Source organism: Niallia sp. HCP3S3_B10, from assembly GCF_052064465.1.
In the GTDB taxonomy this organism is placed as follows: domain Bacteria; phylum Bacillota; class Bacilli; order Bacillales; family Cytobacillaceae; genus Niallia; species Niallia hominis.
In genome coordinates this window covers 1-22881 of record NZ_JBQHVO010000073.1, presented here as the reverse complement: position 1 = coordinate 22881, position 22881 = coordinate 1, and the positions used below count along the sequence as shown (strand labels likewise).

At 34.5% G+C, this 22881-nt stretch carries 20 protein-coding genes and 1 pseudogene; 15 read left to right on the top strand and 6 right to left on the bottom strand.

Annotation, left to right across the window (positions count from 1 at the left end):
• Positions 1–152 precede the first annotated feature (152 nt).
• Positions 153–365 carry a hypothetical protein gene (locus ACTNDN_RS21865; protein WP_031539010.1) on the bottom strand — a complete coding sequence of 71 codons (213 nt, stop codon included), beginning with the start codon at positions 363–365 and terminating at the stop codon, positions 153–155.
• A gap of 300 nt (positions 366–665) precedes the next feature.
• Between ACTNDN_RS21865 and glgB the strand changes: the two genes are divergently transcribed.
• From glgB to ACTNDN_RS21840, 5 genes are read left to right on the top strand one after another with little or no spacing between them, the layout of a single operon-like run.
• The gene (gene glgB / locus ACTNDN_RS21860) at positions 666–2606 is read left to right on the top strand and encodes a 1,4-alpha-glucan branching protein GlgB (protein WP_441132243.1); all 1941 of its coding nucleotides are present in this window, start codon (positions 666–668) and stop codon (positions 2604–2606) included.
• Positions 2554–3699 carry a glucose-1-phosphate adenylyltransferase gene (locus ACTNDN_RS21855; protein WP_031539012.1) on the top strand — a complete coding sequence of 382 codons (1146 nt, stop codon included), beginning with the start codon at positions 2554–2556 and terminating at the stop codon, positions 3697–3699. Before glgB ends, ACTNDN_RS21855 begins: the two co-directional genes overlap by 53 nt.
• Positions 3700–3721: 22 nt before the next feature.
• Positions 3722–4750, top strand: a complete 1029-nt coding sequence (locus ACTNDN_RS21850; protein WP_031539013.1) for a sugar phosphate nucleotidyltransferase — start codon at positions 3722–3724, stop codon at positions 4748–4750.
• Positions 4747–6201: a glycogen synthase GlgA gene (gene glgA / locus ACTNDN_RS21845; RefSeq protein WP_441132241.1), complete on the top strand. Its 1455-nt coding sequence runs from the start codon at positions 4747–4749 to the stop codon at positions 6199–6201. Before ACTNDN_RS21850 ends, glgA begins: the two co-directional genes overlap by 4 nt.
• Positions 6191–8593 (top strand): glycogen/starch/alpha-glucan phosphorylase, encoded by a 2403-nt coding sequence (locus ACTNDN_RS21840; RefSeq protein ID WP_251628739.1) that lies wholly within the window; start codon positions 6191–6193, stop codon positions 8591–8593. The genes glgA and ACTNDN_RS21840 overlap by 11 nt, the downstream gene beginning before the upstream one ends.
• Positions 8594–8660: 67 nt before the next feature.
• Here ACTNDN_RS21840 and ACTNDN_RS21835 read toward each other — a convergent pair whose 3' ends face one another.
• Positions 8661–9413: a TraR/DksA C4-type zinc finger protein gene (locus tag ACTNDN_RS21835; protein WP_031539016.1), complete on the bottom strand. Its 753-nt coding sequence runs from the start codon at positions 9411–9413 to the stop codon at positions 8661–8663.
• A 307-nt stretch (positions 9414–9720) separates the two neighbouring features.
• On the opposite strand from ACTNDN_RS21835, the gene ACTNDN_RS21830 reads away from it, so the two are divergent.
• The 6 genes from ACTNDN_RS21830 (at position 9721) to ACTNDN_RS21805 (ending at position 17384) form a co-directional block, all read left to right on the top strand.
• Positions 9721–11100 carry an isochorismate synthase gene (locus ACTNDN_RS21830; RefSeq protein WP_031539018.1) on the top strand — a complete coding sequence of 460 codons (1380 nt, stop codon included), beginning with the start codon at positions 9721–9723 and terminating at the stop codon, positions 11098–11100.
• A gap of 1 nt (position 11101) precedes the next feature.
• Positions 11102–12835: a 2-succinyl-5-enolpyruvyl-6-hydroxy-3-cyclohexene-1-carboxylic-acid synthase gene (gene menD, locus ACTNDN_RS21825; protein ID WP_031539020.1), complete on the top strand. Its 1734-nt coding sequence runs from the start codon at positions 11102–11104 to the stop codon at positions 12833–12835.
• 12 nt (positions 12836–12847) lie between these two features.
• A complete protein-coding gene (menH, locus tag ACTNDN_RS21820; protein ID WP_031539021.1) occupies positions 12848–13654 on the top strand; it encodes a 2-succinyl-6-hydroxy-2,4-cyclohexadiene-1-carboxylate synthase in 807 nt (268 codons plus the stop codon).
• A gap of 37 nt (positions 13655–13691) precedes the next feature.
• Complete coding sequence (menB, locus tag ACTNDN_RS21815; protein ID WP_031539022.1) at positions 13692–14510, top strand: 1,4-dihydroxy-2-naphthoyl-CoA synthase; 819 nt, start codon at positions 13692–13694, stop codon at positions 14508–14510.
• A gap of 167 nt (positions 14511–14677) precedes the next feature.
• Positions 14678–16150, top strand: a complete 1473-nt coding sequence (locus ACTNDN_RS21810) for an o-succinylbenzoate--CoA ligase (RefSeq protein ID WP_031539023.1) — start codon at positions 14678–14680, stop codon at positions 16148–16150.
• A gap of 31 nt (positions 16151–16181) precedes the next feature.
• The gene (locus tag ACTNDN_RS21805; protein ID WP_031539024.1) at positions 16182–17384 is read left to right on the top strand and encodes an NAD(P)/FAD-dependent oxidoreductase; all 1203 of its coding nucleotides are present in this window, start codon (positions 16182–16184) and stop codon (positions 17382–17384) included.
• Between the two features lie 61 nt (positions 17385–17445).
• Here ACTNDN_RS21805 and ACTNDN_RS21800 read toward each other — a convergent pair whose 3' ends face one another.
• Positions 17446–17610, bottom strand: a complete 165-nt coding sequence (locus ACTNDN_RS21800) for a DUF1540 domain-containing protein (protein ID WP_065429131.1) — start codon at positions 17608–17610, stop codon at positions 17446–17448.
• A 277-nt stretch (positions 17611–17887) separates the two neighbouring features.
• Between ACTNDN_RS21800 and ACTNDN_RS21795 the strand changes: the two genes are divergently transcribed.
• Positions 17888–18445, top strand: a complete 558-nt coding sequence (locus ACTNDN_RS21795; protein WP_031539025.1) for a beta-class carbonic anhydrase — start codon at positions 17888–17890, stop codon at positions 18443–18445.
• Here the strand turns inward: ACTNDN_RS21795 and yidD are convergent.
• The gene (gene yidD, locus ACTNDN_RS21790) at positions 18442–18699 is read right to left on the bottom strand and encodes a membrane protein insertion efficiency factor YidD (RefSeq protein WP_031539026.1); all 258 of its coding nucleotides are present in this window, start codon (positions 18697–18699) and stop codon (positions 18442–18444) included. The two genes, ACTNDN_RS21795 and yidD, sit on opposite strands and share 4 nt — an antisense overlap.
• A 192-nt stretch (positions 18700–18891) precedes the next feature.
• On the opposite strand from yidD, the gene ACTNDN_RS21785 reads away from it, so the two are divergent.
• Positions 18892–19365, top strand: coding sequence for an S-ribosylhomocysteine lyase (locus ACTNDN_RS21785; protein WP_031539027.1), 474 nt, complete (start codon positions 18892–18894; stop codon positions 19363–19365).
• 134 nt (positions 19366–19499) lie between these two features.
• Here ACTNDN_RS21785 and cls read toward each other — a convergent pair whose 3' ends face one another.
• Entirely contained in the window at positions 19500–20954 is a 1455-nt protein-coding gene (gene cls / locus ACTNDN_RS21780) for a cardiolipin synthase (RefSeq protein WP_031539028.1), read from the bottom strand.
• 369 nt (positions 20955–21323) lie between these two features.
• Here cls and ACTNDN_RS21775 point away from each other — a divergent pair, with 369 nt between their 5' ends.
• Positions 21324–22094, top strand: a complete 771-nt coding sequence (locus ACTNDN_RS21775) for a sulfite exporter TauE/SafE family protein (RefSeq protein WP_031539029.1) — start codon at positions 21324–21326, stop codon at positions 22092–22094.
• Positions 22095–22176: 82 nt separating this feature from the next.
• Here the strand turns inward: ACTNDN_RS21775 and ACTNDN_RS21770 are convergent, their stop codons facing one another.
• Entirely contained in the window at positions 22177–22434 is a 258-nt protein-coding gene (locus tag ACTNDN_RS21770) for a DUF6154 family protein (protein WP_031539030.1), read from the bottom strand.
• 242 nt (positions 22435–22676) lie between these two features.
• Here ACTNDN_RS21770 and ACTNDN_RS21765 point away from each other — a divergent pair.
• Positions 22677–22881: pseudogene (locus ACTNDN_RS21765) on the top strand (IS4 family transposase); the annotation flags it as partial.

Sequence of the window (22881 nt, the reverse complement as noted above, 5' to 3'; positions counted from 1 at the left end):
GCGAACCTTTCAGTAGCCCTTTAGGGTTTGGTCAGTAACAAAGGCTTTCAGCCGCAGAGAAAACCACCCGTTCTCACGGGTGGTCCTTATTGATTTAAGAAAGTTAGCCGTTGGAACATTAAAGTGATTAGAATAAGAAATTTTAGATGTTATTAAAATTTTCCCCGTTTTAAATTTTCTTCCCATTTATCCTCACTTGTAAATAATTTGTTACCTGGATTATTTAAATCAAAATCGGAAAGAAATCCAGTATATGGTCCTCTAAACATGTCAACAGCAAGTATTTTTTGGTCCGGTGCTTCAAAGAATGGATTATAATTTTTTGATGTCTGTTCATTCAGATATTCTTCTTCACTTTTACTCATAATAAGTTACCTTCCTTATTTTTAGAGATCCTTCTTAGTATTCCTAATCATTCAAAATCTATGATAAAAATTCACAATCTAAATTAGTCAATTAAACATAAAAAGTTTTAGAGTATCATAAAATTTTAAAAACAAAAAAGGATTTACACTTTATTGATAGAATATTAAAATTAATCGAATTTAATTCTATGTACAATTGTAATGAATGTCGTAATTTGTTTTAGAAATTGAAAAAAAGGGAATTAGCATGTACAAAGTGTAAAGTTTAGTCACTTAATATTATATGTAATAGAAAGTAGGATGACAGTGGAGACAGTATATCCAACAGAATTTCAACTACATTTATTTCACGAAGGTAACTTGTTTGAGAGTTATAGATTATTTGGATCCCATGTTCATCATAAAAATGGAGAGGTTTACACCAGTTTTTGTGTGTGGGCTCCAAATGCTCTATCTGTTCAATTGGTTGGGGATTTTAATAATTGGAATGGGGAAGGTTTTTCACTGGAACGAATTAATAAAGAAGGTGTGTGGCTTCTAAATGTTAATAAGGATTTAACAGGTGCGATGTATAAGTATAAATTAACATCACCTGATGGAAAAGTGCTTCTTAAGGCTGACCCATATGCTTTTTTCTCCGAATTAAGACCCCATACAGCTTCTATTGTTTATTCATTGGAAGGCTATAAATGGAAAGATTCAAAATGGAAACAAAAAAAGACAAAAAAGAATTCCCTAAATGAGCCATTAGCTATATATGAAGTTCATTTAGGATCTTGGAGAATGCATGAGAATGGAGATCTTTATTCTTATAGAGAACTTGCTGATGAATTAATTCCTTATGTAATAGAGCAAGGATTTACACATATTGAGCTACTGCCTTTAGTTGAACATCCCCTTGATATATCTTGGGGATACCAAGGAACAGGCTATTACTCTGCAACGAGCAGATTTGGGGAGCCTAAGGATTTAATGTATTTTATCGACAAGTGTCATCAGCAAGGACTAGGAGTTATTTTTGACTGGGTGCCAGGTCATTTCTGTAAGGATGCGCACGGATTATATCAATTTGACGGAACGAGTCAATTTGATTATGGCAATCCATTAGATCGCGAGAATTACGTTTGGGGAACAGCAAATTTTGATTTAGGAAAAAAAGAAGTTCAGAGCTTCCTTATTTCAAACGCTATTTTTTGGATGGAGTATTTTCATGTCGATGGATTTAGAGTAGATGCTGTTTCTAATATAATTTATTGGCCAAATTCCAATGAAAACAGTGTGAATCAGTACGGAATCGATTTCCTCCAAAAATTAAATCAAACAGTATGTCAATATGATCCGTCAGTCTTGATGTTTGCTGAGGATTCTACTGACTGGCCCCAAGTAACTGCTCCAGTCCATTATGGCGGTATTGGATTCCATTATAAATGGAATATGGGGTGGATGAATGATATTTTAACCTATATGGAAACTGATTCAGTTAATAGAAAGCATATACATGATAAAGTCTCCTTTTCTCTACATTATGCATTTTCCGAGAATTTTGTTCTGCCCTTCTCACATGATGAAGTTGTTCATGGAAAAAAATCGTTAGTAGATAAGATGCCAGGAGATTATTGGCAAAAATTTGCTCAATTTCGTCTTCTTTTAGGATATATGATTGCCCATCCAGGAAAAAAATTATTATTTATGGGAAATGAATTTGCACACTTTGCAGAATGGAAAGATAAAGAACAGTTAGATTGGATGTTGCTAGATTATGAGATGCACCAAAAAGCAAATGAGTATATGAAAGAATTACTAAAAATCTATAAAAGATCTAAGCCTTTGTATCAACTGGATCATGTTAATGAAGGCTTTGAATGGATTGATGTAAATAATAGAAACCAATCGATATTCTCCTTTATACGTAAAGCTGAAAAAGAAGAGGATTATTTAGTCGTAATTTGTAATTTTACCTATCATACATATGAAAATTATAGGATAGGTGTTCCTCTAAATAACTCTTTCCGAGAAATATTAAATAGTGACACTGATAGATTTGGTGGAGCTAATTATATAAATAAAAAAGTAATAAAAGCAGAAAATGTAGAATTTCATGGTAGACCTTTTTCTGTTCAGCTAACAATACCAGCTTTCAGTATGATAGTTTTACGTCCAGTTCAACATCGGAAGGGGAGAAAAGGAAATGGGAAAGAAACGGTGCGTCGCAATGCTTCTAGCAGGAGGAAAGGGGAGTAGGCTATATTCATTAACCAAGAGTCTAGCAAAGCCTGCTATTCCTTTTGGAGGAAAATATCGAATTATTGACTTCACCTTAAGTAATTGCTCCAATTCTGGAATAGAAACAGTTGGTGTTTTAACACAATATCAGCCGCTAGTTTTAAACTCTTACATTGGAATAGGAAGTGCGTGGGACTTAGATCGTGTTAATGGAGGAGTAACTGTTTTGCCTCCATATAGTGAATCTTCCGAAGTGAAATGGTATACGGGAACAGCCAGTGCCATATTTCAAAATCAGAACTACTTGTCTCAATATGATCCTGAATATGTTCTTATTTTATCTGGAGATCATATTTATAAAATGAATTATGAGGAGATGCTAGAATATCATATCTCAAAGCAAGCAGATGCCTCTATCTCTGTCATTCAAGTAGGATGGGAAGATGCTAGTAGATTTGGAATTATGAATACAAATAAAGATATGCACATCATTGAATTTGAGGAGAAGCCAAAGCATCCAAAGAATAATTTAGCCTCTATGGGTATTTATATATTTAAATGGAAGGTATTAAAAGAATTACTAGAAGAAGATAATTTAAACAAAAATTCATCACATGATTTTGGGAAAGATATCATTCCTTTATTAATAGAAAAACAGAAAAAGGTTGTTGCCTACCCATTTAAAGGATATTGGAAAGATGTTGGAACTGTGCAAAGCCTTTGGGAAGCAAATATGGATTTATTGGATGAGACTAGTAATTTAAATATATCTGATTATAATTGGAGAATTTATACCGTAAATCCAAATCATCCACCACAATATATTTCTAATGATGCACTGGTTAAGGAGTCCATGGTAAATGAAGGATGTATTATTAGTGGGAATTTAGAAAAATCAATAGTCTTTCAAGGGGTTACTGTAGGAAAAGGGACAATCATTCGTAGTTCTGTAATAATGCCTGATGCTAAGATTGGCAACAATGTTTATATTGAGAAGGCTATTGTCCCTTCTGACATTACAATACCAGATGGAATGGTCATTAAACCAAATAAAGACGTAGATGAAGTAGTCCTAGTAACAGAAGAAATGGTTAATGAAATGATTTCCTAACAAACTAGAAGGAGGGATTAAGATGATAAGATCAATGCTGGGCATAATTGATGCAACAACACATATGGAAGATTTAGAAGAGTTAACTGCTCATCGTACACTAGCTGCACTTCCAATCGGTGGACGATATCGTTTAATTGATTTTGTTCTTTCCAATATGGTGAACTCTGGAATAGGAAGTGTTGCTATTTTTCCAAAGTATCAGTACCGCTCTTTAATGGATCACTTGGGATCGGGGAAAAACTGGGACTTAGATAGAAAAAGAGATGGTTTATTTTTCTTTCCTGCATCAATGGATGATGCCAATACTAGTGGTATAGGTTCTTTTAATCATTTTTCAGCAAATATGGATTATTTTCAGAGAAGCAAGCAAGAATATGCATTAGTTGCGAATTGCTTTACCGTTTTTAATATGAATTTTACTCCTGTACTAGAACGTCATCTCGATTCTGGCTGTGATATAACGGAGATTACCAATAATGGAAGTTCCCTAGAAATATATCTAATCAAGAAATCAAAGCTAATTGAATTAATACATTCAAGGGATGATAAGGGTTATACATGTATGAAAGATGTAGTAATAGATATTAATAATCAGTTAAAAATATGTGAATATGAATATAACGGCTATGCCGAAAAAATAAATTCTATATCTAGTTATTATCATGTAAGCAAGGATATTTTAAAATCTAAAGTATGGAATCAGCTTTTTATAAAAGAGAGACCAATATTTACTAAGGTGAAAGATGAGCCACCTACTCGCTATACAAGTACGGGTGAAGTAAAAAACTCAATGATAGCAAATGGATGTGTTATTGAAGGCGATATTACCAACAGTATTATTTCTAGAGCTGTGAAAGTTGGAAAAGGTTCTAGTTTAAAGAATTGTATTATTATGCAAAAATGCACAATTGGAGAAAATTGTCATTTGGACTCAGTGATTTTAGATAAGGATGTTATAGTTGAAAGTGGTACAGTGATGACAGGTACTGCTACTTCTCCTTTTGTAGTAAGAAAAGGAACCGTGCAAGGAGCGTTGATGAATTCGTGAGAGTATTATTTGCAGTTTCAGAATGTGTACCATTTATAAAATCAGGAGGACTGGCAGATGTAGCTGGTTCTCTTCCAAAGGAATTAAAAAAACAAGGAACAGATGTAGCAGTAATTATGCCAAAATATCAAGATATCCCTGCCCATTTACTTGCCAACATAGAGAAAAAAAGATATTTCTATGTGCCAGTAGGCTGGCGAAATCAGTATTGTGGAATAGAAGAATTAGAAGTAGACGGTATCACTTTTTATTTTATTGATAATGAGTGGTATTTTAAGAGAAGTGGCTTATATGGCTATGGGGATGATGGGGAGCGTTATGCATTCTTTAATCGAGCTGTTTTAGAAAGTTTACCATTTTTAGCCGAATTTCCAGATATCATTCATTGCCACGATTGGCATACAGCGATGATTCCTTTCTTATTGAATGTGGACTATAAATGGAGAAAAGAGTATAGCGATATTAAGACTGTTTTTACCATACATAATCTTCAGTTTCAAGGAATATTACCAAGAGAGGTACTTGGTGATTTATTTAATGTAAATGATTATTATTTTACAACAGAAAATCTAGAATTCTATGGAAACGTAAATTTAATGAAGGGAGGACTTATCTCTGCCGATAAGATTACAACAGTAAGTCCTACTTATAAAAACGAAATACAAACAGAATATTATGGAGAGAAGCTGAATAATGTATTAAAGCAGAGAGAGTCAGATTTATACGGTATTATTAATGGTATTGATGAAGAAACATACAATCCGGAAACAGATTCTATGATAGCTGCTAACTATACCGTTACTTCTTTAGAGAAAAAACAAGAAAACAAAAGATTTATTCAGCAAAAATTTGGATTAAAAGAAAATCCGGATATTCCAATTATTTGTATGATATCAAGATTAACCAGTCAAAAGGGACTAGAACTAGTTAGACATGTATTTCACGAAATGATGGAAGAAGAAGTACAGTTTTTAGTTTTAGGAACAGGCGATCCGGAGTTTGAGAATTTCTTTCGTGAAATGGAAGATATGTATTCAGACAAATGTAAAGCATATATTGGATTTGATGAAAACTTAGCTCATCAAATATATGCAGGTGCAGATTTATTTCTAATGCCCTCTAAGTTCGAACCTTGTGGCTTAGGTCAGTTAATAGCTTTGAGATATGGTAATATCCCAATTGTTAGAGAGACAGGTGGACTTAATGACACAGTGTTCTCTTATAATGAAGTGGCTAAAGAGGGGAATGGATTTAGTTTCTCCAATTTTAATGCACATGATATGCTTTATACAATTAGAAGAGGTATTCATTTTTATAAAGAAGATAAAGAAGTATGGCATAAACTAATGAAAAATGCAATGTCAATGGATAATAGCTGGGCTCAATCTGCATTTAAATATAATCAATTATATGCAGAGCTTATCTCGAGGAGTGAATCCCATGTTTTCTAATAAGGAACGATTTAAAAAGTATTTTTTACAAAGGCTTGAAATGACTTATGGAAAAACCTTTGAAGATACAACAAGTAGTGATCATTTTCAAACATTAGGTCACATGATTAGAGAGTATGTGAGCTCGAATTGGATTCAGACAAATGAGCAAAGTCGGCAAAGTGGCGGGAAAGAGGTTTATTATCTTTCGATTGAGTTTTTATTAGGACGATTACTTCATAATAATTTAGTTAATTTAGGTATTGATCAAGTAGTAATAGACGGATTGGCGGAACTTGGGATTGATTTTTTTGAAGTGGAAGATATTGAACATGATGCAGGTCTTGGAAATGGAGGGCTAGGAAGACTTGCTGCTTGTTTCTTGGATTCTCTTGCTACATTGAACTTACCAGGACATGGCTGTGGTATCCGATATAAGCATGGATTATTCGAACAGCGAATTGTCGATGGATATCAAATTGAGTTGCCAGAACAATGGCTAAAGCAAGGACAGGTATGGGAAGTTAGAAAGGAAGATTTAGCAGTAGATATTTATTTCTGGGGAAATATTGATATGTATAGGAAGGATGGAAAGTTACAGTTTCGACATTTAAATGCCGAAACTGTAACAGCAGTTCCACATGATGTACCAGTAATAGGCTACCATACAACAACGGTAAATACCTTGAGGCTTTGGAATGCAGAACCGTCTTCCTTAATTGCAAAAGATGTTAAAGACATTATGCGATATAAACGGGAAACAGAATCGATATCGGGTTTTTTATATCCAGATGATTCCAATGATGAAGGGAAAATTTTGCGATTAAAGCAACAATATTTTCTAGTATCTGCAAGCCTTCAATCCATTGTTCGTAATTATAAGCAGCATCATAAAAATATTCGTGAAATGCATCACTATATAAGTATTCATGTAAATGATACTCATCCAGTATTAGCAATCCCAGAGTTAATGAGAATATTAATGGATCAAGAGGGATTAGGATGGGATGAAGCGTGGAATATAACTACAAAAACTATCTCTTACACTAATCATACCACATTATCTGAAGCATTAGAGCAATGGCCAATCTATATTTTTCAGCCCTTATTACCAAGGATTTATATGATAATTGATGAAATAAATGAGCGTTTTTGCAAAGATTTATGGGATAAATACACTGGTGATTTTCCGAAAATTGAGAAAATGGCGATAATTGCAGATGGCATGATTAAGATGGCACATTTAGCATTAGTCGGCAGTCATAGCGTTAATGGAGTGGCAGCAATTCACACAGAAATTTTAAAGAAACGAGAAATGGCTAATTTCTATGCATTTTATCCAGAAAAATTTAATAATAAAACGAATGGAATCACACATAGAAGATGGTTAATAAAAGCCAATCCAAAGCTTGCCAACTTAATTTCTCAAACAATTGGTGATAAATGGATTGACGAGCCAGCACAATTAAGAGAATTACTGTCTTATCAAGAGGATGGAAATTTCAAAGAAAATCTTGCAGCAATAAAGCAAACTAATAAGGAGATACTTGCGAAGATAATTAAGGACAAAAATGGTATTCTTGTAGATCCTTCGTCTATTTTCGATGTTCAAGTAAAAAGATTGCATGCATATAAGAGGCAATTACTAAATATCCTGCACATCATGTCTCTATATAACAAGCTGAGGGAAGATCCATCTATTGAGATGGAGCCGAGAACATTTATATTTGGAGCAAAAGCTTCACCTGGTTATTATTATGCAAAAAAAATAATCAAGTTAATTAACTCTGTTGCCCAAAAGGTTAATAATGATAAAAGAATTCAAAATAAATTAAAGGTTGTTTTTTTGGAGAATTATCGGGTTTCTTTAGCCGAACACATTTTTCCTGCTGCAGATATTAGTGAACAAATTTCAACAGCAAGTAAAGAAGCTTCTGGCACCGGAAATATGAAATTTATGATGAATGGTGCGCTAACTGTTGGCACGCTAGATGGAGCAAATATTGAAATGCATGATTTAGTAGGAGACGATAATATATTTATCTTTGGAATGAATTCCGATCAAGTGTTAGAATTATATCAAAATGGTGGCTATAGCTCTCGGGAGTACTATTATCATGACGATAGAATCCATGCAGTGGTCAATCAATTGAAAAATGGTTTCTATGATCATCCATCTAATGAATTTGATCCGATTTTTGATTCTTTGCTTATAGAGAATGATCAGTTTTTTGTATTAAAAGATTTTCATTCTTATGCAAAAGTTCATGAAGAGGTCAATCAAGCATTTAAGAATAAGCAAGACTGGCTGCAAAAAAGTATTGTGAATATAGCGATGTCAGGGCATTTTTCAAGTGATCGAACAATAAAACAATATGCAGATGAAATTTGGAATATAAAACCATATTCGTAATGTATAAAGGAGATTCTTCTGAATCTCCTTTATACTCTCTGCTTGAATACAGGAAAGAGGAAAAGGACTATTCCTCTTCTTCCTCCTTATCTTCTGTGTATCCATCTGTCTCGTGGTAGGGAACATCGCCAAAAGGAGCTTCAATTCCTTCCTTATCTAATGCTTGTTCATATTTTTCGTGTGCTTTAGAACGATAAACAGTCCGTTCCGATCCATCGATATTTGTTCCTACAAATGTTTCATAGTCCTCTGTAAAACCTTCGTCATCACTTTTTCGATCGTAAAGACTATCATAATCTTCAAAATCTCCTCTTAAATCAGAAGGTGTCTCAGAAGTGCCATAACGAGCAACTTCCTGAAAACTATCTTCATAGTCTCTGACAGCACCAGTATCATAGTGACGATACTGATTTCCATGAGCAAATTCAAGCATATCCTCCTCGACTGGGCGATCAGAAGCAATAAATTGTTCGTCGCTATATTCCTTAAGAGTTAGTGCAGTTGGAATTGCTTCTAATCTTTCATAAGGAATTTCTTTCCCTGATACTGTACAAATTCCATATGATCCATCTTCCATTGCCTTTAAAGCATTATTTATTTTATCTAATTCCGATTGATCATGCTGTTCTAGAGCTAAATCCTTCTCTCTTTCATATAACTCAGTTCCCATATCTCCCGGATGGTTATCGTAATTAGATAATTCGCCAACAGATTCTCGTGCACTTTCCTCACTTACATTATCATCAATTCGGTTTAAAATCTCCGCTTTTCTTTCTTCAAGATTTTGTTTCAAGTGATTTATTTGTTCTTTTGATAACAAGTTAAACACATCCTTATCCATGCAATTGTAATAACAGTAGTATAAGCGAATGGAGCATAATTAAAACGGTAAGATGTTGTTCATAAATTTCCCTATTTTATCGATATCAAACCTATCTAAAAAGAATATGCCTCTTTTCTATAAATAATTAAAATTTGGAAATGGCATTAAGAATTCACTATGATTGACATAATATAAAGGACAGGTGTATCGTAAAATATGCTAAAATAATGAATGAGCGTATATCTTTGAACCAATATAAGCAAGAAGCTAATTCTTGATTTGTTTTAGGGGGATTCACAAAGGGATGAATGATAGAAGAGGAACAATGGTACAAACAGAAATAAGGGATAGTGTTTCTCCTACGATATTAGTAAGTGAAGTAAAAATGGTAGAAGAAAAAATGAATATTCTCGACTTTTTTTCTAAATACCATGCTTATAAAGGAAAACGTTTTTTTTGGAAGGACCCTTCTGGGAAAAACATGATTGTAGGAATTGGTATTTGTGAAAAGATTGAAAGTTCTTTAGGGGAAAGCTCCTATTCTCATGTAGAGAAGAGATGGAAGAGTCTCCTAGAAAAAGCAATAGTGTATAATGAATTCAATCATATTGGAATCGGTCCAGTGCTTTTAGGAGGCTTTGCCTTTGATCCATTAAAAGAAAAAACAGAACTATGGGATGGCTTCTCAGAAGCTCATTTTTATGTGCCACAGTTTATGTTAAGTGAAATTGATGGAAATCAATTTATTACAACTAATATATTGATTCATTCAGATAAAATAGAATATGCAAAAGAAGTATTGAGGAAACAATCTTTTGCGTTGCCAAAAAGAATAGAGGAATATACTCCCGTTTCTTTACCTTCCATACAGAAAGTAATGGAAGTTGATCGTGAAAAATGGAAAGTAACGGTTGATAAGGTAATTAGAAAGTTAGACGGGAATCTAAAAAAAGTAGTATTGGCTCGAGCTAGTAAAGTGAATTTTACAAAAGATATAGTGACAGAATCCGTTCTAAGAAATTTAATACAACAGCAAAGCAACGGATATATTTTTGCTTTAGAAGCTCATGATAAATGCTTTACTGGGGCATCACCTGAACGATTGGTTAAAAAAGCAGGAGATACCGTATTTTCAACATGTCTGGCTGGTTCTATTTCTAGAGGCAATAATGAAGTAGAAGATAGTGCATTGGCTGAAGAGCTGCTATCTGATTCGAAAAATAGAGAAGAACATAATTATGTTGTTAAAATGATTAAGAATGCCATGGAGGAAGTTTGTACGACTGTAGAAATCCCGGCAAATCCGCAAATCATGAAAATGAGAGATATTCAACATCTTTATACGCCCGTTAGTGGCAAAGTAAAGGAAACAGAATCTTTAATTTCATTAATTCGATTATTGCATCCTACTCCAGCTCTCGGTGGTTTTCCACGTGATGAAGCTTTAGAGGTTATAAGAGAGGTGGAGGGATTGGATAGAGGGCTTTACGGTGCTCCGATAGGCTGGCTTGATTATGAGGGAAATGGTGAGTTTGCTGTCAGTATCCGTTCTGGATTATTACATGGAAACAGTGCTACAATCTTTGCTGGATGTGGTATTGTTGCTGACTCTGATCCTGAATTAGAGTATACGGAAACAGCTATCAAATTTAAGCCAATGCTTACAGCGTTAGGAGGAAAATAAAATGAATCATCAACAACAATTAACAGCCTATTTGCATGCACTAATAGCTGAATTAGGAAAGAGTGGTGTAGAACATGCTGTAATAAGCCCTGGTTCTAGATCTACACCAATTAGTCTATTGCTTGCAGAACAGGAAGATATAAATCTGCATATTCATGTTGATGAACGATCAGCTGCTTTTTTTGCATTAGGAATAGCGAAAGCATCCAAAAAACCGACTGTATTAGTATGTACATCGGGAACAGCTGCGGCTAATTATTTTCCTGCTATCGTAGAGGCGAAAATATCCCGAATTCCGTTAATAGTACTTACGGCAGATCGTCCGCATGAGTTAAGAGATGTAGGTGCACCTCAAGCGATTGATCAGCTAGACCTTTATGGGAAGCATGTAAAATGGTTTATGGAAATGTCCACACCTGATAATAGTCCAGGAATGATTCGATATGCTAAAACAGTAGGAGCTAGAGCAGTTTCGATGGCAAAACAACAACCAAGTGGTCCAGTACATGTAAATATACCATTACGGGAGCCGTTAATTCCTGACTTAGATAATTTAGACAGTTATCAATTAAACGAAAAGGAAAAGCCTGCCATTCGAATGGATATAGGTGACTTTAGAATGAATGATGCTTATTTTCTGGAATTAGCAGCTAGTCTTGATGGGAAAGGGATTATAATATGCGGAGAGATAGATAAAGAAGATTTTTCAGCAAAGGTAATACAATTGGCTGAAAAGACTGGTTTCCCAATCATTGCTGATCCTCTCTCTCAACTGCGGAGTAATAGTGCAGGAACGAATAGCATTATTGACACATATGATACTTTTTTAAGAAATGAAAAGGTAAAATCTCTACTAAAGCCAGATGTGATAATACGCTTTGGCAGTATGCCTATCTCAAAGCCATTAACTATTTTCTTACGCGAAAATGAAAAAGCAAAACTGATAGTTGTAGATGGTGGCATCGGCTATCGAGATCCTAATCAACTGACAACAGATATGGTTTATTGTGAAGAAGGGTATTTTTGTGAAAAGCTTGCATCATTTATATCTCATTGCTCAATAAATCACTATTTAAATATATGGATAGATATTAATGAACTCACAAAAAAGGAATTAATGCAAACAGCGGAAATTCAAGAAATAAGTGAAGCAAAACTCTTTCATAGCTTGGGTGAAATGATTCCGAATGATGCGGTGTTATTTGTTGGAAATAGTATGCCTATTCGAGATTTAGATACTTTTTTTCATAAACAAAATAAAAAAGTTACTATTATCGCAAATAGAGGAGCTAATGGAATCGATGGGACAATTTCTACGGCTCTTGGAGTTGGAGTCATTAAACAACCATTATTTTTAATTGTTGGGGACTTAACATTTTTCCATGATTTAAATGGTTTAGTATTATCTCATTTGTATAAGCTCCCGATAACTGTGCTATTGATAAATAATAATGGAGGCGGAATCTTTTCGTTTTTGCCACAGGTAAATCTTCCAAGACATTTTGAACTGCTTTTTGGGACTCCTTTAGGTATTGATTTTAAGCATGCTGTTGAAATGTATAAGGGACAGTATAAACTTATTGAAAGTTGGCAAGGGTTAGAGACACAATTTCAGCATAGTAATTTTGAAGAAGGTATGAGAGTTTGGGAGCTGCGGACAAATCGAGAGAAAAATCTAATAGAGCATCGGCAAATGACAGATAGGATTCAAAAGATTTTAAATCAGCTGGGTTAAAAGGTGAAGTATATGTTTATCCAAATAAAGAATATAAACTATCATATAACTATTGAGGGAGATGGAGAACCTCTATTATTATTACATGGATTTACTGGAGATAGCGGAACATGGTTCCCATTTATTCCGTTATGGAAGAAAAGCTACAAGGTAATAGCAGTAGATATTATTGGTCATGGAAAAACCGATTCACCGGAAGAAGCAGAAAAGTATGCAATGAAGGAAAGTGTTGCACATATAAAAGCTGTGATTGATTATCTTCGTCTAGCTCCTGTTCATATATTAGGCTATTCCATGGGTGGACGGTTGGCACTTGCGTATTGCAGCGAATATCCTGAAACCGTAAAAAAGCTTATTCTTGAAAGCGCTTCTCCTGGCTTACAAACGGAATTGGAGAGAAAACAAAGACGAATACAGGATGAAAAACTAGGAGACTCTATCCTTGAACAGGGGATTATCCATTTTGTAAATAAATGGGAGAAGATTCCTTTGTTTAAAAGTCAGGAGCGACTAGATCCAACTATTAAGCGGGCTATAAGAAATCAACGGCTTGCTAATAATCCCATTGGATTAGCGAATAGTTTAAAAGGAATGGGGACAGGAGCACAAAGCTCTTATTGGTCCAGAATTTCTAGGCTTTCGATTGATACACTTTTAATAACAGGAGAACTAGATCGAAAGTTTTATCAAATTGCGGAAGAAATGGTCAAAAAAAATAAGAATATACGCCATTTGAATGTAAATAATGCAGGACATGCAATTCATGTGGAGAAACCTGAGATTTTTGGTACAATAGTAATGGAGTTTTTAAGGAGCTGACATAAAGGTTCAGCCCTGTGAAAAGGAGGAAAAAATGATGGCGGTAGAATGGGTAGCTGGCAGACAATATGAAGAAATCATTTATGAAACATATAATGGGATTGCCAAAATTACGATTAATAGACCACATGTACATAATGCTTTCACACCAAGAACGGTAAGTGAATTAATTGACGCGTTTGCAATGGCAAGAGATGACAGCAATGTTGGTGTAATTATTTTAACAGGAGCAGGTGATAAAGCTTTCTGTTCTGGTGGAGACCAAAAGGTAAGAGGACATGGCGGATATGTAGGTGAGGATCAAATTCCACGTTTAAACGTCCTTGACTTACAGCGTCTAATTAGAGTCATTCCAAAGCCTGTAATTGCAATGGTAAAAGGCTATGCGATTGGTGGAGGCCATGTGCTTCATATTGTTTGTGACTTAACAATTGCTGCGGATAACGCAATTTTTGGACAGACTGGTCCGAAGGTAGGAAGCTTTGATGCTGGTTATGGGTCTGGCTATTTAGCAAGAATTGTTGGTCATAAAAAGGCAAGAGAAATTTGGTTCTTATGTCGTCAATATAATGCACAAGAGGCATTAGATATGGGATTGGTAAATACAGTTGTACCGTTAGAAAAAGTAGAGGAAGAAACGATTCAATGGTGTGAAGAGATTTTAGAAAAGAGTCCCACTGCACTTCGTTTCTTAAAAGCTGCCTTTAACGCGGATACAGATGGTTTAGCTGGTATTCAGCAATTTGCAGGAGATGCAACCCTTCTATACTATACAACAGATGAAGCAAAAGAAGGACGTGACTCCTTCAAGGAAAAACGCAATCCTGATTTTGGACAATTCCCACGTTTTCCTTAATAGGAAAGAGTTAATTAATAACGTAAAATCAAAAATGGAAATAGTTGTTGATTTACAATCTATTTAAATAATATCAAAGGGTGACACTCGTATTTAGCAAATGTGATTTTAGGGACATGCTAATGATGTGTCACCTTTGTTGTATAGAAAAGAGGATTAATAAGGTCATGACAGAAATACTTCCTAATTTTATTAAAAATAGAGCACTTTTAACCCCAGATAGAGAGGCGATTGTTTTTAATAAGGAAAGTCTAACGTTTAAAGAATTATATGAGAAGGCCTATTACCGTGCAGGGTTACTGACAGCCTTTGGAGTAAAAGACACAGATTATGTAGGATTTCTTATAAAAAGTGATTTAGAAACCGTCCTTCACTTATTTGCCATGCAAATTATTGGAGCAAAGGCAGTTCTTCTTAACAATCGCTTAACAGCAAATGAAATGACTTTTCAATTAACTGATGCTAATGCCACCTTTTTAATAACAGAAGATCATTTTCAAGAGACTGCGCGACAATTAGCAGAAGAGCTGAAAATCTCTGTTTATTACAAAGAGGGAATAGAAGATCGTTCATACATAGAACCAATTGAAAAAGAGCAGTTTTCATTAGCTGATACATGCACAATCATGTATACATCAGGAACAACTGGTCTCCCAAAAGGAGTGATACAATCTTACGGCAATCATTGGTGGAGTGCAATAGGAAATACGTTGAATGCTGGTTTATATGAAAAGGAAACTTGGTTATGTGCCGTTCCTTTATTCCATATTAGCGGATTTTCTATTTTAATGAGAAGTGTTATTTATGGAATGAAAATTGTTTTGCACGATGGATTTAATGAACACAAAGTCCTGCAAGATATACGGGAAGAAAGAGTTACCATCGTGTCTGTAGTAACAACAATGCTAGAGCGAATAGAACAAGCTACTAATGAAAAGTTTCCAGCTTATTTCCGCTATATGCTTTTAGGTGGAGGACCTGCCACTGTTGAATTGATTACAAGATGTATTAATAAAGGAATACGCGTCTATTACTCCTATGGCATGACGGAAACTTCTTCCCAAATTGTCACTTTATCACCTGAGGACAGTATTAGAAAAATAGGCTCCGCTGGAAAAGCGCTATTCCCTGCTCAATTAAAGATTGTAAACGACCTAGGAGAAGTATTAGGACCAAATGAGGTAGGAGAAATAAAAGTATGTGGGCCAAATGTATCACAAGGCTATTTAAACAAAGAAAATCATTTAAAAGATGGCTGGTTTTTTACAGGTGATATTGGGTATATAGATTCTGAAGGATTTCTCTATGTGTTAGATAGAAGATCTGACTTAATTATTTCTGGTGGAGAAAATGTGTATCCTGCAGAAGTAGAAGCGGTATTGTCTGAAATGGAAGGAATTAAAGAGGCTGCAGTAATTGGCATTCCAGATAATCAATGGGGGCAGGTTCCTGTTGCTTTTGTTGTAGTAGATGGAAGTGTTCTTTCCGAGAAATCCATAATGAAAAACTGCGAGAAATCATTAGCAAAATATAAAATTCCGAAAAGAGTTTTTTTTGTTTCAGAACTTCCACGAAATGCATCCGGAAAAATTGTTCGAAGGAACTTAAGAGAATGGGTAGAAGAGCAAAAGGATTTCTAATTGAAAAATAGAAAGAAAGAAGTGTTGGTTTGTGAGCTTATACCATGGATCATTATATTGGCCGACAACTTTGGGGAATAAACCAGTTTATCCAAAGCTGAGTGAAGACATGTCATGTGATGTTCTAATTATTGGGGCAGGTATGTCAGGTGCTTTGTTAACATATAAACTAGCGAAGGAACCACTTAAAGTTATTCTAGTGGAGAAAGATCAAGTAGGGGATGGCAGTTCTGCTGCTAACACTGGCTTATTACAATACTGTAATGATAAAATGCTACATTCCTTTGCTGAAAACATAGGGGAGAAAGATGCAGTTCGCTTTTACCGATTGTGCTTGAAGGGAATGGAGGAATTGAAAGAAATAGCGTCATCCCTAAAGGCTGACATTCAATTTGAGAATAGGCAAAGCTTATATTATGCAAGTACAGAAGCTGATGTCCAATCCATTAAAAACGAATATGAAATGCTCAAGAAATATGATTTTCCTGTAGAATTTTTAGATGCGGAAATGATTTATAAAACGTATGGGTTTAGAAAACATGTAGCAATTCGCACAAGTGGGGACGCAGAAGTAAATCCTCATAGGCTTGTTGTATCTTTAGTAAAAGAGGCTTCGAAATGTAATAATATTCAAGTGTTCGAAAATACTGAAGTCGAAAAGGTACATTTTCAAGATGGCTACTGGCTGTATAAAAGTGAAACCGCAAATATTCGGGCAAAGCATGTTGTTTATGCAACAGGTTATGAATTGGATAATTATACACGAAATATGGCAACGGAATTAAATAGAACTTATGTAACGGTTACGAATCCAATTCCCTCGTTTCATCAATGGGAGGATAGGTGCCTTATTTGGGAAACGAAGCGTCCCTATTTCTATATGAGAACGACTTTTGATGGAAGAATTGTTGCTGGTGGTTTAGATGAAGAAACAATGGAGGCACCGAGTGATCCGAAGATATTAGAGGCATATGGTCATAAATTATTGGCTCGTATTAAGGAACATTTTCCACAAATCCAACTAAAAGCTGACTATACTTATGGTGCTACGTTTGGAGAATCAAAGGATGGAATCCCTTTTATTGGAGAAGTACCCAATAGTAAAAACGTCTATTATTGTTTAGGATTCGGTGGAAATGGCACGGTTTACAGTTCCTTTGGTTCTACGATAATAAAGGATTTAATCACAAAAGGGGTACACCAAGATGCAGATTTAGTACGATTGGATAGATAAAAAAGAATCCCGAAAAAGTGATAAAACTTCTACGGGATTCTTTTTTGCGTTTTTTAACTATTTAGCTTAAGCTTGTTTCAGGCTCAAAAGTTTTACAGTCTGTTTCATAACTTGTATCCGCGTGTTTCCCAACATTACTTACTACATAAATTTGATCAGCACCACAATGATTTCCTTTTTCCCAATAAGTACAGTTACTTACTTCACAAAGTACATCTTTTGCCATAGGGTATCACTCCTTATTAATAAGTTTTTTTCACAAGGATTTCATTCCTATCAATGAGACAGATTAAGATCTCATTACATATTAGTATTAGAAGGAGGGAGGAGATACATACCTAGAACAATTTTTAAGAAAAGCCAGAATTTGAAGGAACAAAGATTTCAAATTTGTATATTATATGAATTTTCATTACTATTAATAGGGAGAATATTTTTCCTATTTTGAAAAAGTAGCTGTTTTTATTTTTTATAATGAATGATTTTTTTAAGGAGTGCTTAAAGTGAGTTTATTAGAAAATATTTTAGTGTATAACGAGGAGTTTGTTAGGGAACAAAAATATGAAAAATTTATAACGGGCAAATTTCCAAATAAAAAAATGGTAATCTTAACTTGTATGGACACAAGACTTTTAGAGCTATTACCACAAGCATTAAATCTTTCTAATGGGGATGTAAAAATTATCAAAAATGCAGGTGCTGTAGTTGTTCATCCATTTGGTAGCATCATGCGCAGTATTTTAGTTGCAGTGTATGAGTTACAAGCGGATGAAGTAGTGGTGATAGGACACCATGATTGTGGAATGAGTGCACTACACGCTGACAGTATGATGGAAAAAATGAAAGAAAGAGGCATTGCGGATGATACATTCGCTACATTGCAGCATTCTGGAATAAACCTTGAAAAATGGTTAACCGGATTTGATTCAGTAGAGGATAGTGTTTCACATAGTGTAGATATGATAAAAAAACATCCTTTACTACCAAATGGAGTTCCAGTACACGGATTAGTTATTGATCCAAAAACGGGAAAATTAGATTTAATTGTTGATGGATATTAATTATTTTCTTTTGGTGGATGGGTATGATTTTTGCACTTCCATTCATCAGGCACTGGATCTACCCCACCAGGATGAAAGGGATGGCATTTAAGAATTCGTTTGATTGTTAAGTACCCTCCTTTAAAAGCGCCAAATTTTTGTATGGCTTCTAAACCATAGGAAGAGCATGTTGGATAGAAACGGCAGGTTGGTGGCTTTAATGGAGAAATTACTTTTCTATAAAAGCGGATAATAAATAAAAAAACATGTTTCATTAGCTTATTTCCCTCTCCTTCTTTGCAAGTAGTATACCATGGAGTGGAACACGAATAAAGTATTCACTTTTAGCCATCATTTTGGAGAAATAGCACTAATTTCTACTGGAAAAATATTATATATATTAAGTTGATGAAATTACTCGGTTTTTTAGGTATAATAGAGATACATGAATAAAAGGAGATGTTTATATGCCTTCAGTTGAAAGCTTTGAATTAGATCATAATGCAGTAAAAGCTCCCTATGTGAGACATTGTGGCGTACACAAAGTAGGTAGTGATGGAGTTGTAAATAAATATGATATTCGCTTTTGTCAGCCGAATAAGCAAGCTATGAAGCCTGACGTTATTCATACTTTAGAGCATTTATTAGCATTTAATTTACGTGCCCATGTGGATAAATATAATCATTTTGATATCATTGATATCTCCCCCATGGGTTGCCAGACTGGCTATTATCTAGTTGTTAGTGGGGAACCTACGGTGGATGAAATTATCGATTTATTAGAGGCAACCATGAAGACAGCTATAGAAATTACTGAGATTCCTGCAGCTAATGAAAAACAATGTGGTCAAGCGAAACTTCATGATCTTGAAGGGGCGAAAAGACTGATGAATTTTTGGTTAAGCAAAGATAAAGAGGAATTAAAACAAGTATTTGCATAAGTAGGAAAAGAGAGGCATCTGTCTCTCTTTCAGATTGTAGACAAATGCCTCCGAGAATGGACACATTCTCGAGGCATTTTGTCTTTTTTAATATATTGTAGGCATTTTCATGCAAAATTGATTCTTTTGATTCCTTATAAAAGAGGGCTAAGGAGTCGTGAAAAGGATTCTTTGAAACGAATCCATAATGATCTTTTAGAATATTGTTCTGCTGTTAAATGGGTAGAAAACTCCATGTCTTCTAGGAAGTCATCTGTTAATTCATTAGCGATTTGTTCACTATAAATAAAAGCATTCACTTCAAAATTAAGTCTAAAGCTTCTCATATCAATATTGGCAGTTCCAACAGAAGCGATTTTTCGATCAACTAAAATCGTTTTAGCATGGATAAATCCATTTTCGTATATATAAATTTTCGCTCCAGCTTTTAGCATTTCACCGATATAAGAATAGGTTGCCCAATAGACAAACATATGATCTGGTTTGTTAGGAATCATTATTTTTACGTCGATTCCAGAGAGTGCAGCAATTCTTAATGTATCCAGTAAGCTTGCATCGGGAATAAAATAAGGTGTTTGAATATAAACACTTTCTTTTGCGGAAGTAATCATCTTAATATAGCCATTCTTTATCTGCTCCCATTCTGAATCAGGACCGCTTGATACAATTTGCATGCCGATATTCCCGATAATCTCCTCAATTTTTCCTGGAAAATAGTCAGGTGAATAATTAATTGCATGTAAATGTGAGGCTTGATTCCAGTCGAGAATAAATCTTGTTTGAATGGCATATACAGCTGTACCCACTATGCGTAAGTGAGTATCTCTCCAATAGCCAAATTTCGGATGAAGCCCTAAATATTCATCTCCAACATTAAATCCACCGATATAGCCAATTTTTCCATCAATAATTCCCAGTTTTCTATGATTTCGATAATTTAGGCGTAAATTGACTAAATGAAATTTACTTGGGAAAAATACTTCAACAAATCCACCTGCTGCCCGCAATTCTTTGAAAACCTTTTTACGCAATGTTCTGGAGCCGAGCTCATCATATAATAAACGAACTTCTACTCCTTCTTTTGCCTTTTCAACGAGTAGGCTAATAAGATCTGAGCCAATACCATCATTTTTAAGAATATAGTACTGTAAATGGATCGACTTTTTTGCATTTTTGATATCTGTAAATAATTGTTTGAATTTCTGGTTCCCATCTGTAAAGATTTCTACAGCATTGTTTTCTGTGAGAACGGCATCGTTGTTAAATAAATTCATATAAATTAAATCTTGATTTTTTCGAATTACTTCATTCGTAGTGCGCAATTGGTTAGAGCTTATTTGTAAAAGTTGGGAAGCTAAAATGGGCTCTATTCCGAGTTTTTTTCGCTCATCCCACTGAAATAACTTTCTATTTCGTAAATTTTGGCCGAAAAGTAAATATAAAATAAATCCAAGGATAGGGATAAAGGTAAGTACCATTAACCATGCCCATGTAGCAATAGGATCTTTTCTTTCAAAGAAGATAACAAGAAAAGCAAAAATAATGTTAAGTAAAATAATGACACTTAAGATAATGGAATAAATGTGCATCGAATTCTTTTCCTTTCTCGCTAAAACTGCAGCTATATGCGATACATAAAAAATCTTCGTAATACCAGTAAGACTAAATATTTGTGCATGTTCCTAAAGAAATATCCTGTACTATTATAGGGGATAAGGATAAAACTTGGTACTATTTTGATTTCTTTTTAAAAAGAAGAATACTCCTTTTTCCTTTATTGTGATAAAGTAGACTAGGAAAGCTTGTTAAATATTATAAGGGTTATAACAAAGCTGTTTTCGAAATTTGGTTATTGCTTGTACTAAATAGACCATGACTAATATGTTATGGTAGGAATTAGTCTATCGGTCAATCATTACCTAAATTGGAAATAGACGTTCAGGTAAGGAGTATTTTTTATGGAAGAATTACATCTTGGAATGCTACTTTTTTTAATTGGAGCCGGATTTATTGCTGCATTTATTGATTCAGTTGTTGGTGGCGGCGGATTAATATCATTACCTGCTCTTTTATTTACCGGATTGCCACCACAAATTGCGTTAGGTACAAATAAGCTAGCTTCGACCATGGGATCATTAACTAGTTCGATTTCTTTTATAAGGCATGGAAAAACGGATAAGAAATTGATAGTAAAACTCTTGCCTCTTTCCATTATTGGTTCCGCAATCGGAGTTTATGTTGTACAAAAAATACCATCCGAATCACTTAAGCCGTTAATCCTTGTTGTTTTAATCGTAGTAACTATTTATACACTTACGAAAAAAGAATGGGGAATAAACTCTACATATAATGGAATGACGAAAAAGAAGCTTCTCTTTGCTCTTTTCATTGTACCATTAATCGGTTTCTACGATGGTTTTTTAGGGGGAGGGACGGGTTCGTTCTTTTTATTTTCCTTTCTTTTAATGGGTTTTGATTTTGTGGAATCCGCTGGCAATGCCAAGGTTCTTAATTTCGGAAGTAATTTGACAGCACTTATCGTTTTTTTATGTTATGATTCAGTGTACTATTTATATGGTTTCGTGATGGGAATTGCTATGATTTTAGGAGCTTACATTGGTTCTCGCGTTGCCATTGCAAAAGGGTCAAATTATGTGAAAATATTATTTGTCCTTGTTTCTGCCACATTGATTGGAAAAAATATATATGATTACATAACAAATCGATAAATAAAAAGGCCGTTTGATAAATGATCGTTTTTCTGTGTGAGCCGATGTTTATCAACAGCCTTTTATTTAAATACAGGACGATTCAGTGTACATTTCGATGGGTAAAGATAGGGCTATTAGGTTTTCGATAATCTTCACTGGCAAACTTTCCTTTTAAGCTTTCAATTAAATAAAGACCCATTAAATCATATAATTCTTGTTCATTTAATTCTTGAATAATATGTAATAAATCTTCTCTGCTCATTTCTTCTAAAAAAGCAAAGGCGAGCATATCAATATCCTCTTCATCCCCAGTTAGTTTATTTTTATATAAGTTGTAAAGTTCATCAACAATTTTCATTATGTTGTCCTCCTATTTCAGTCTTATTATCGAATGCAAATGTAACCGTTTTATTTAACCGTATTATATATGATAACTCAACTTTCGCACCTTGAAAATCGACCTTGTTTTAGGTCTATCAAAGCTTTAAGAACGCTCACTTTAGGTGCTTGACAATTACTTTTAAACAGAAAAAGCACCTCAATCTTTGGTATAGTGGAATTGACTAGAAACCATTACCACAAAGAAGAGGTGCCTTCTCTATGATAAAGGAAAAACACTCGAATGAGCAACTACCAAATGAACTTTCTGCCGTATTCTCTGAATTACAAGTGTCGAAGTACCTTCGCCAAGCGGGTATTCGAAAAAACTTTGGATTTTCATGTGCCTATCTGTTTCAGCTTGTTTTTAGTCTAATCTTTCATCAAAAAAATTGGTTTGCCCTTGTCACTTCAAAAAAGAGCGAGC

Bases quoted from the DNA above. Each gene is read 5' to 3' on its own strand.
- ACTNDN_RS21775 (WP_031539029.1), top strand. From the start codon at position 21,324: ATGGAAGAATTACATCTTGGAATGCTACTTTTTTTAATTGGAGCCGGA.
- glgB (WP_441132243.1), top strand. From the start codon at position 666: ATGACAGTGGAGACAGTATATCCAACAGAATTTCAACTACATTTATTT.
- ACTNDN_RS21810 (WP_031539023.1), top strand. From the start codon at position 14,678: ATGACAGAAATACTTCCTAATTTTATTAAAAATAGAGCACTTTTAACC.
- cls (WP_031539028.1), bottom strand. From the start codon at position 20,954: ATGCACATTTATTCCATTATCTTAAGTGTCATTATTTTACTTAACATT.
- ACTNDN_RS21840 (WP_251628739.1), top strand. From the start codon at position 6,191: ATGTTTTCTAATAAGGAACGATTTAAAAAGTATTTTTTACAAAGGCTT.
- ACTNDN_RS21785 (WP_031539027.1), top strand. From the start codon at position 18,892: ATGCCTTCAGTTGAAAGCTTTGAATTAGATCATAATGCAGTAAAAGCT.
- ACTNDN_RS21850 (WP_031539013.1), top strand. From the start codon at position 3,722: ATGATAAGATCAATGCTGGGCATAATTGATGCAACAACACATATGGAA.
- yidD (WP_031539026.1), bottom strand. From the start codon at position 18,699: ATGAAACATGTTTTTTTATTTATTATCCGCTTTTATAGAAAAGTAATT.
- ACTNDN_RS21770 (WP_031539030.1), bottom strand. From the start codon at position 22,434: ATGAAAATTGTTGATGAACTTTACAACTTATATAAAAATAAACTAACT.
- ACTNDN_RS21865 (WP_031539010.1), bottom strand. From the start codon at position 365: ATGAGTAAAAGTGAAGAAGAATATCTGAATGAACAGACATCAAAAAAT.
- ACTNDN_RS21855 (WP_031539012.1), top strand. From the start codon at position 2,554: ATGGGAAAGAAACGGTGCGTCGCAATGCTTCTAGCAGGAGGAAAGGGG.
- menD (WP_031539020.1), top strand. From the start codon at position 11,102: ATGAATCATCAACAACAATTAACAGCCTATTTGCATGCACTAATAGCT.
- ACTNDN_RS21800 (WP_065429131.1), bottom strand. From the start codon at position 17,610: ATGGCAAAAGATGTACTTTGTGAAGTAAGTAACTGTACTTATTGGGAA.
- menH (WP_031539021.1), top strand. From the start codon at position 12,848: ATGTTTATCCAAATAAAGAATATAAACTATCATATAACTATTGAGGGA.
- ACTNDN_RS21830 (WP_031539018.1), top strand. From the start codon at position 9,721: ATGAATGATAGAAGAGGAACAATGGTACAAACAGAAATAAGGGATAGT.
- menB (WP_031539022.1), top strand. From the start codon at position 13,692: ATGGCGGTAGAATGGGTAGCTGGCAGACAATATGAAGAAATCATTTAT.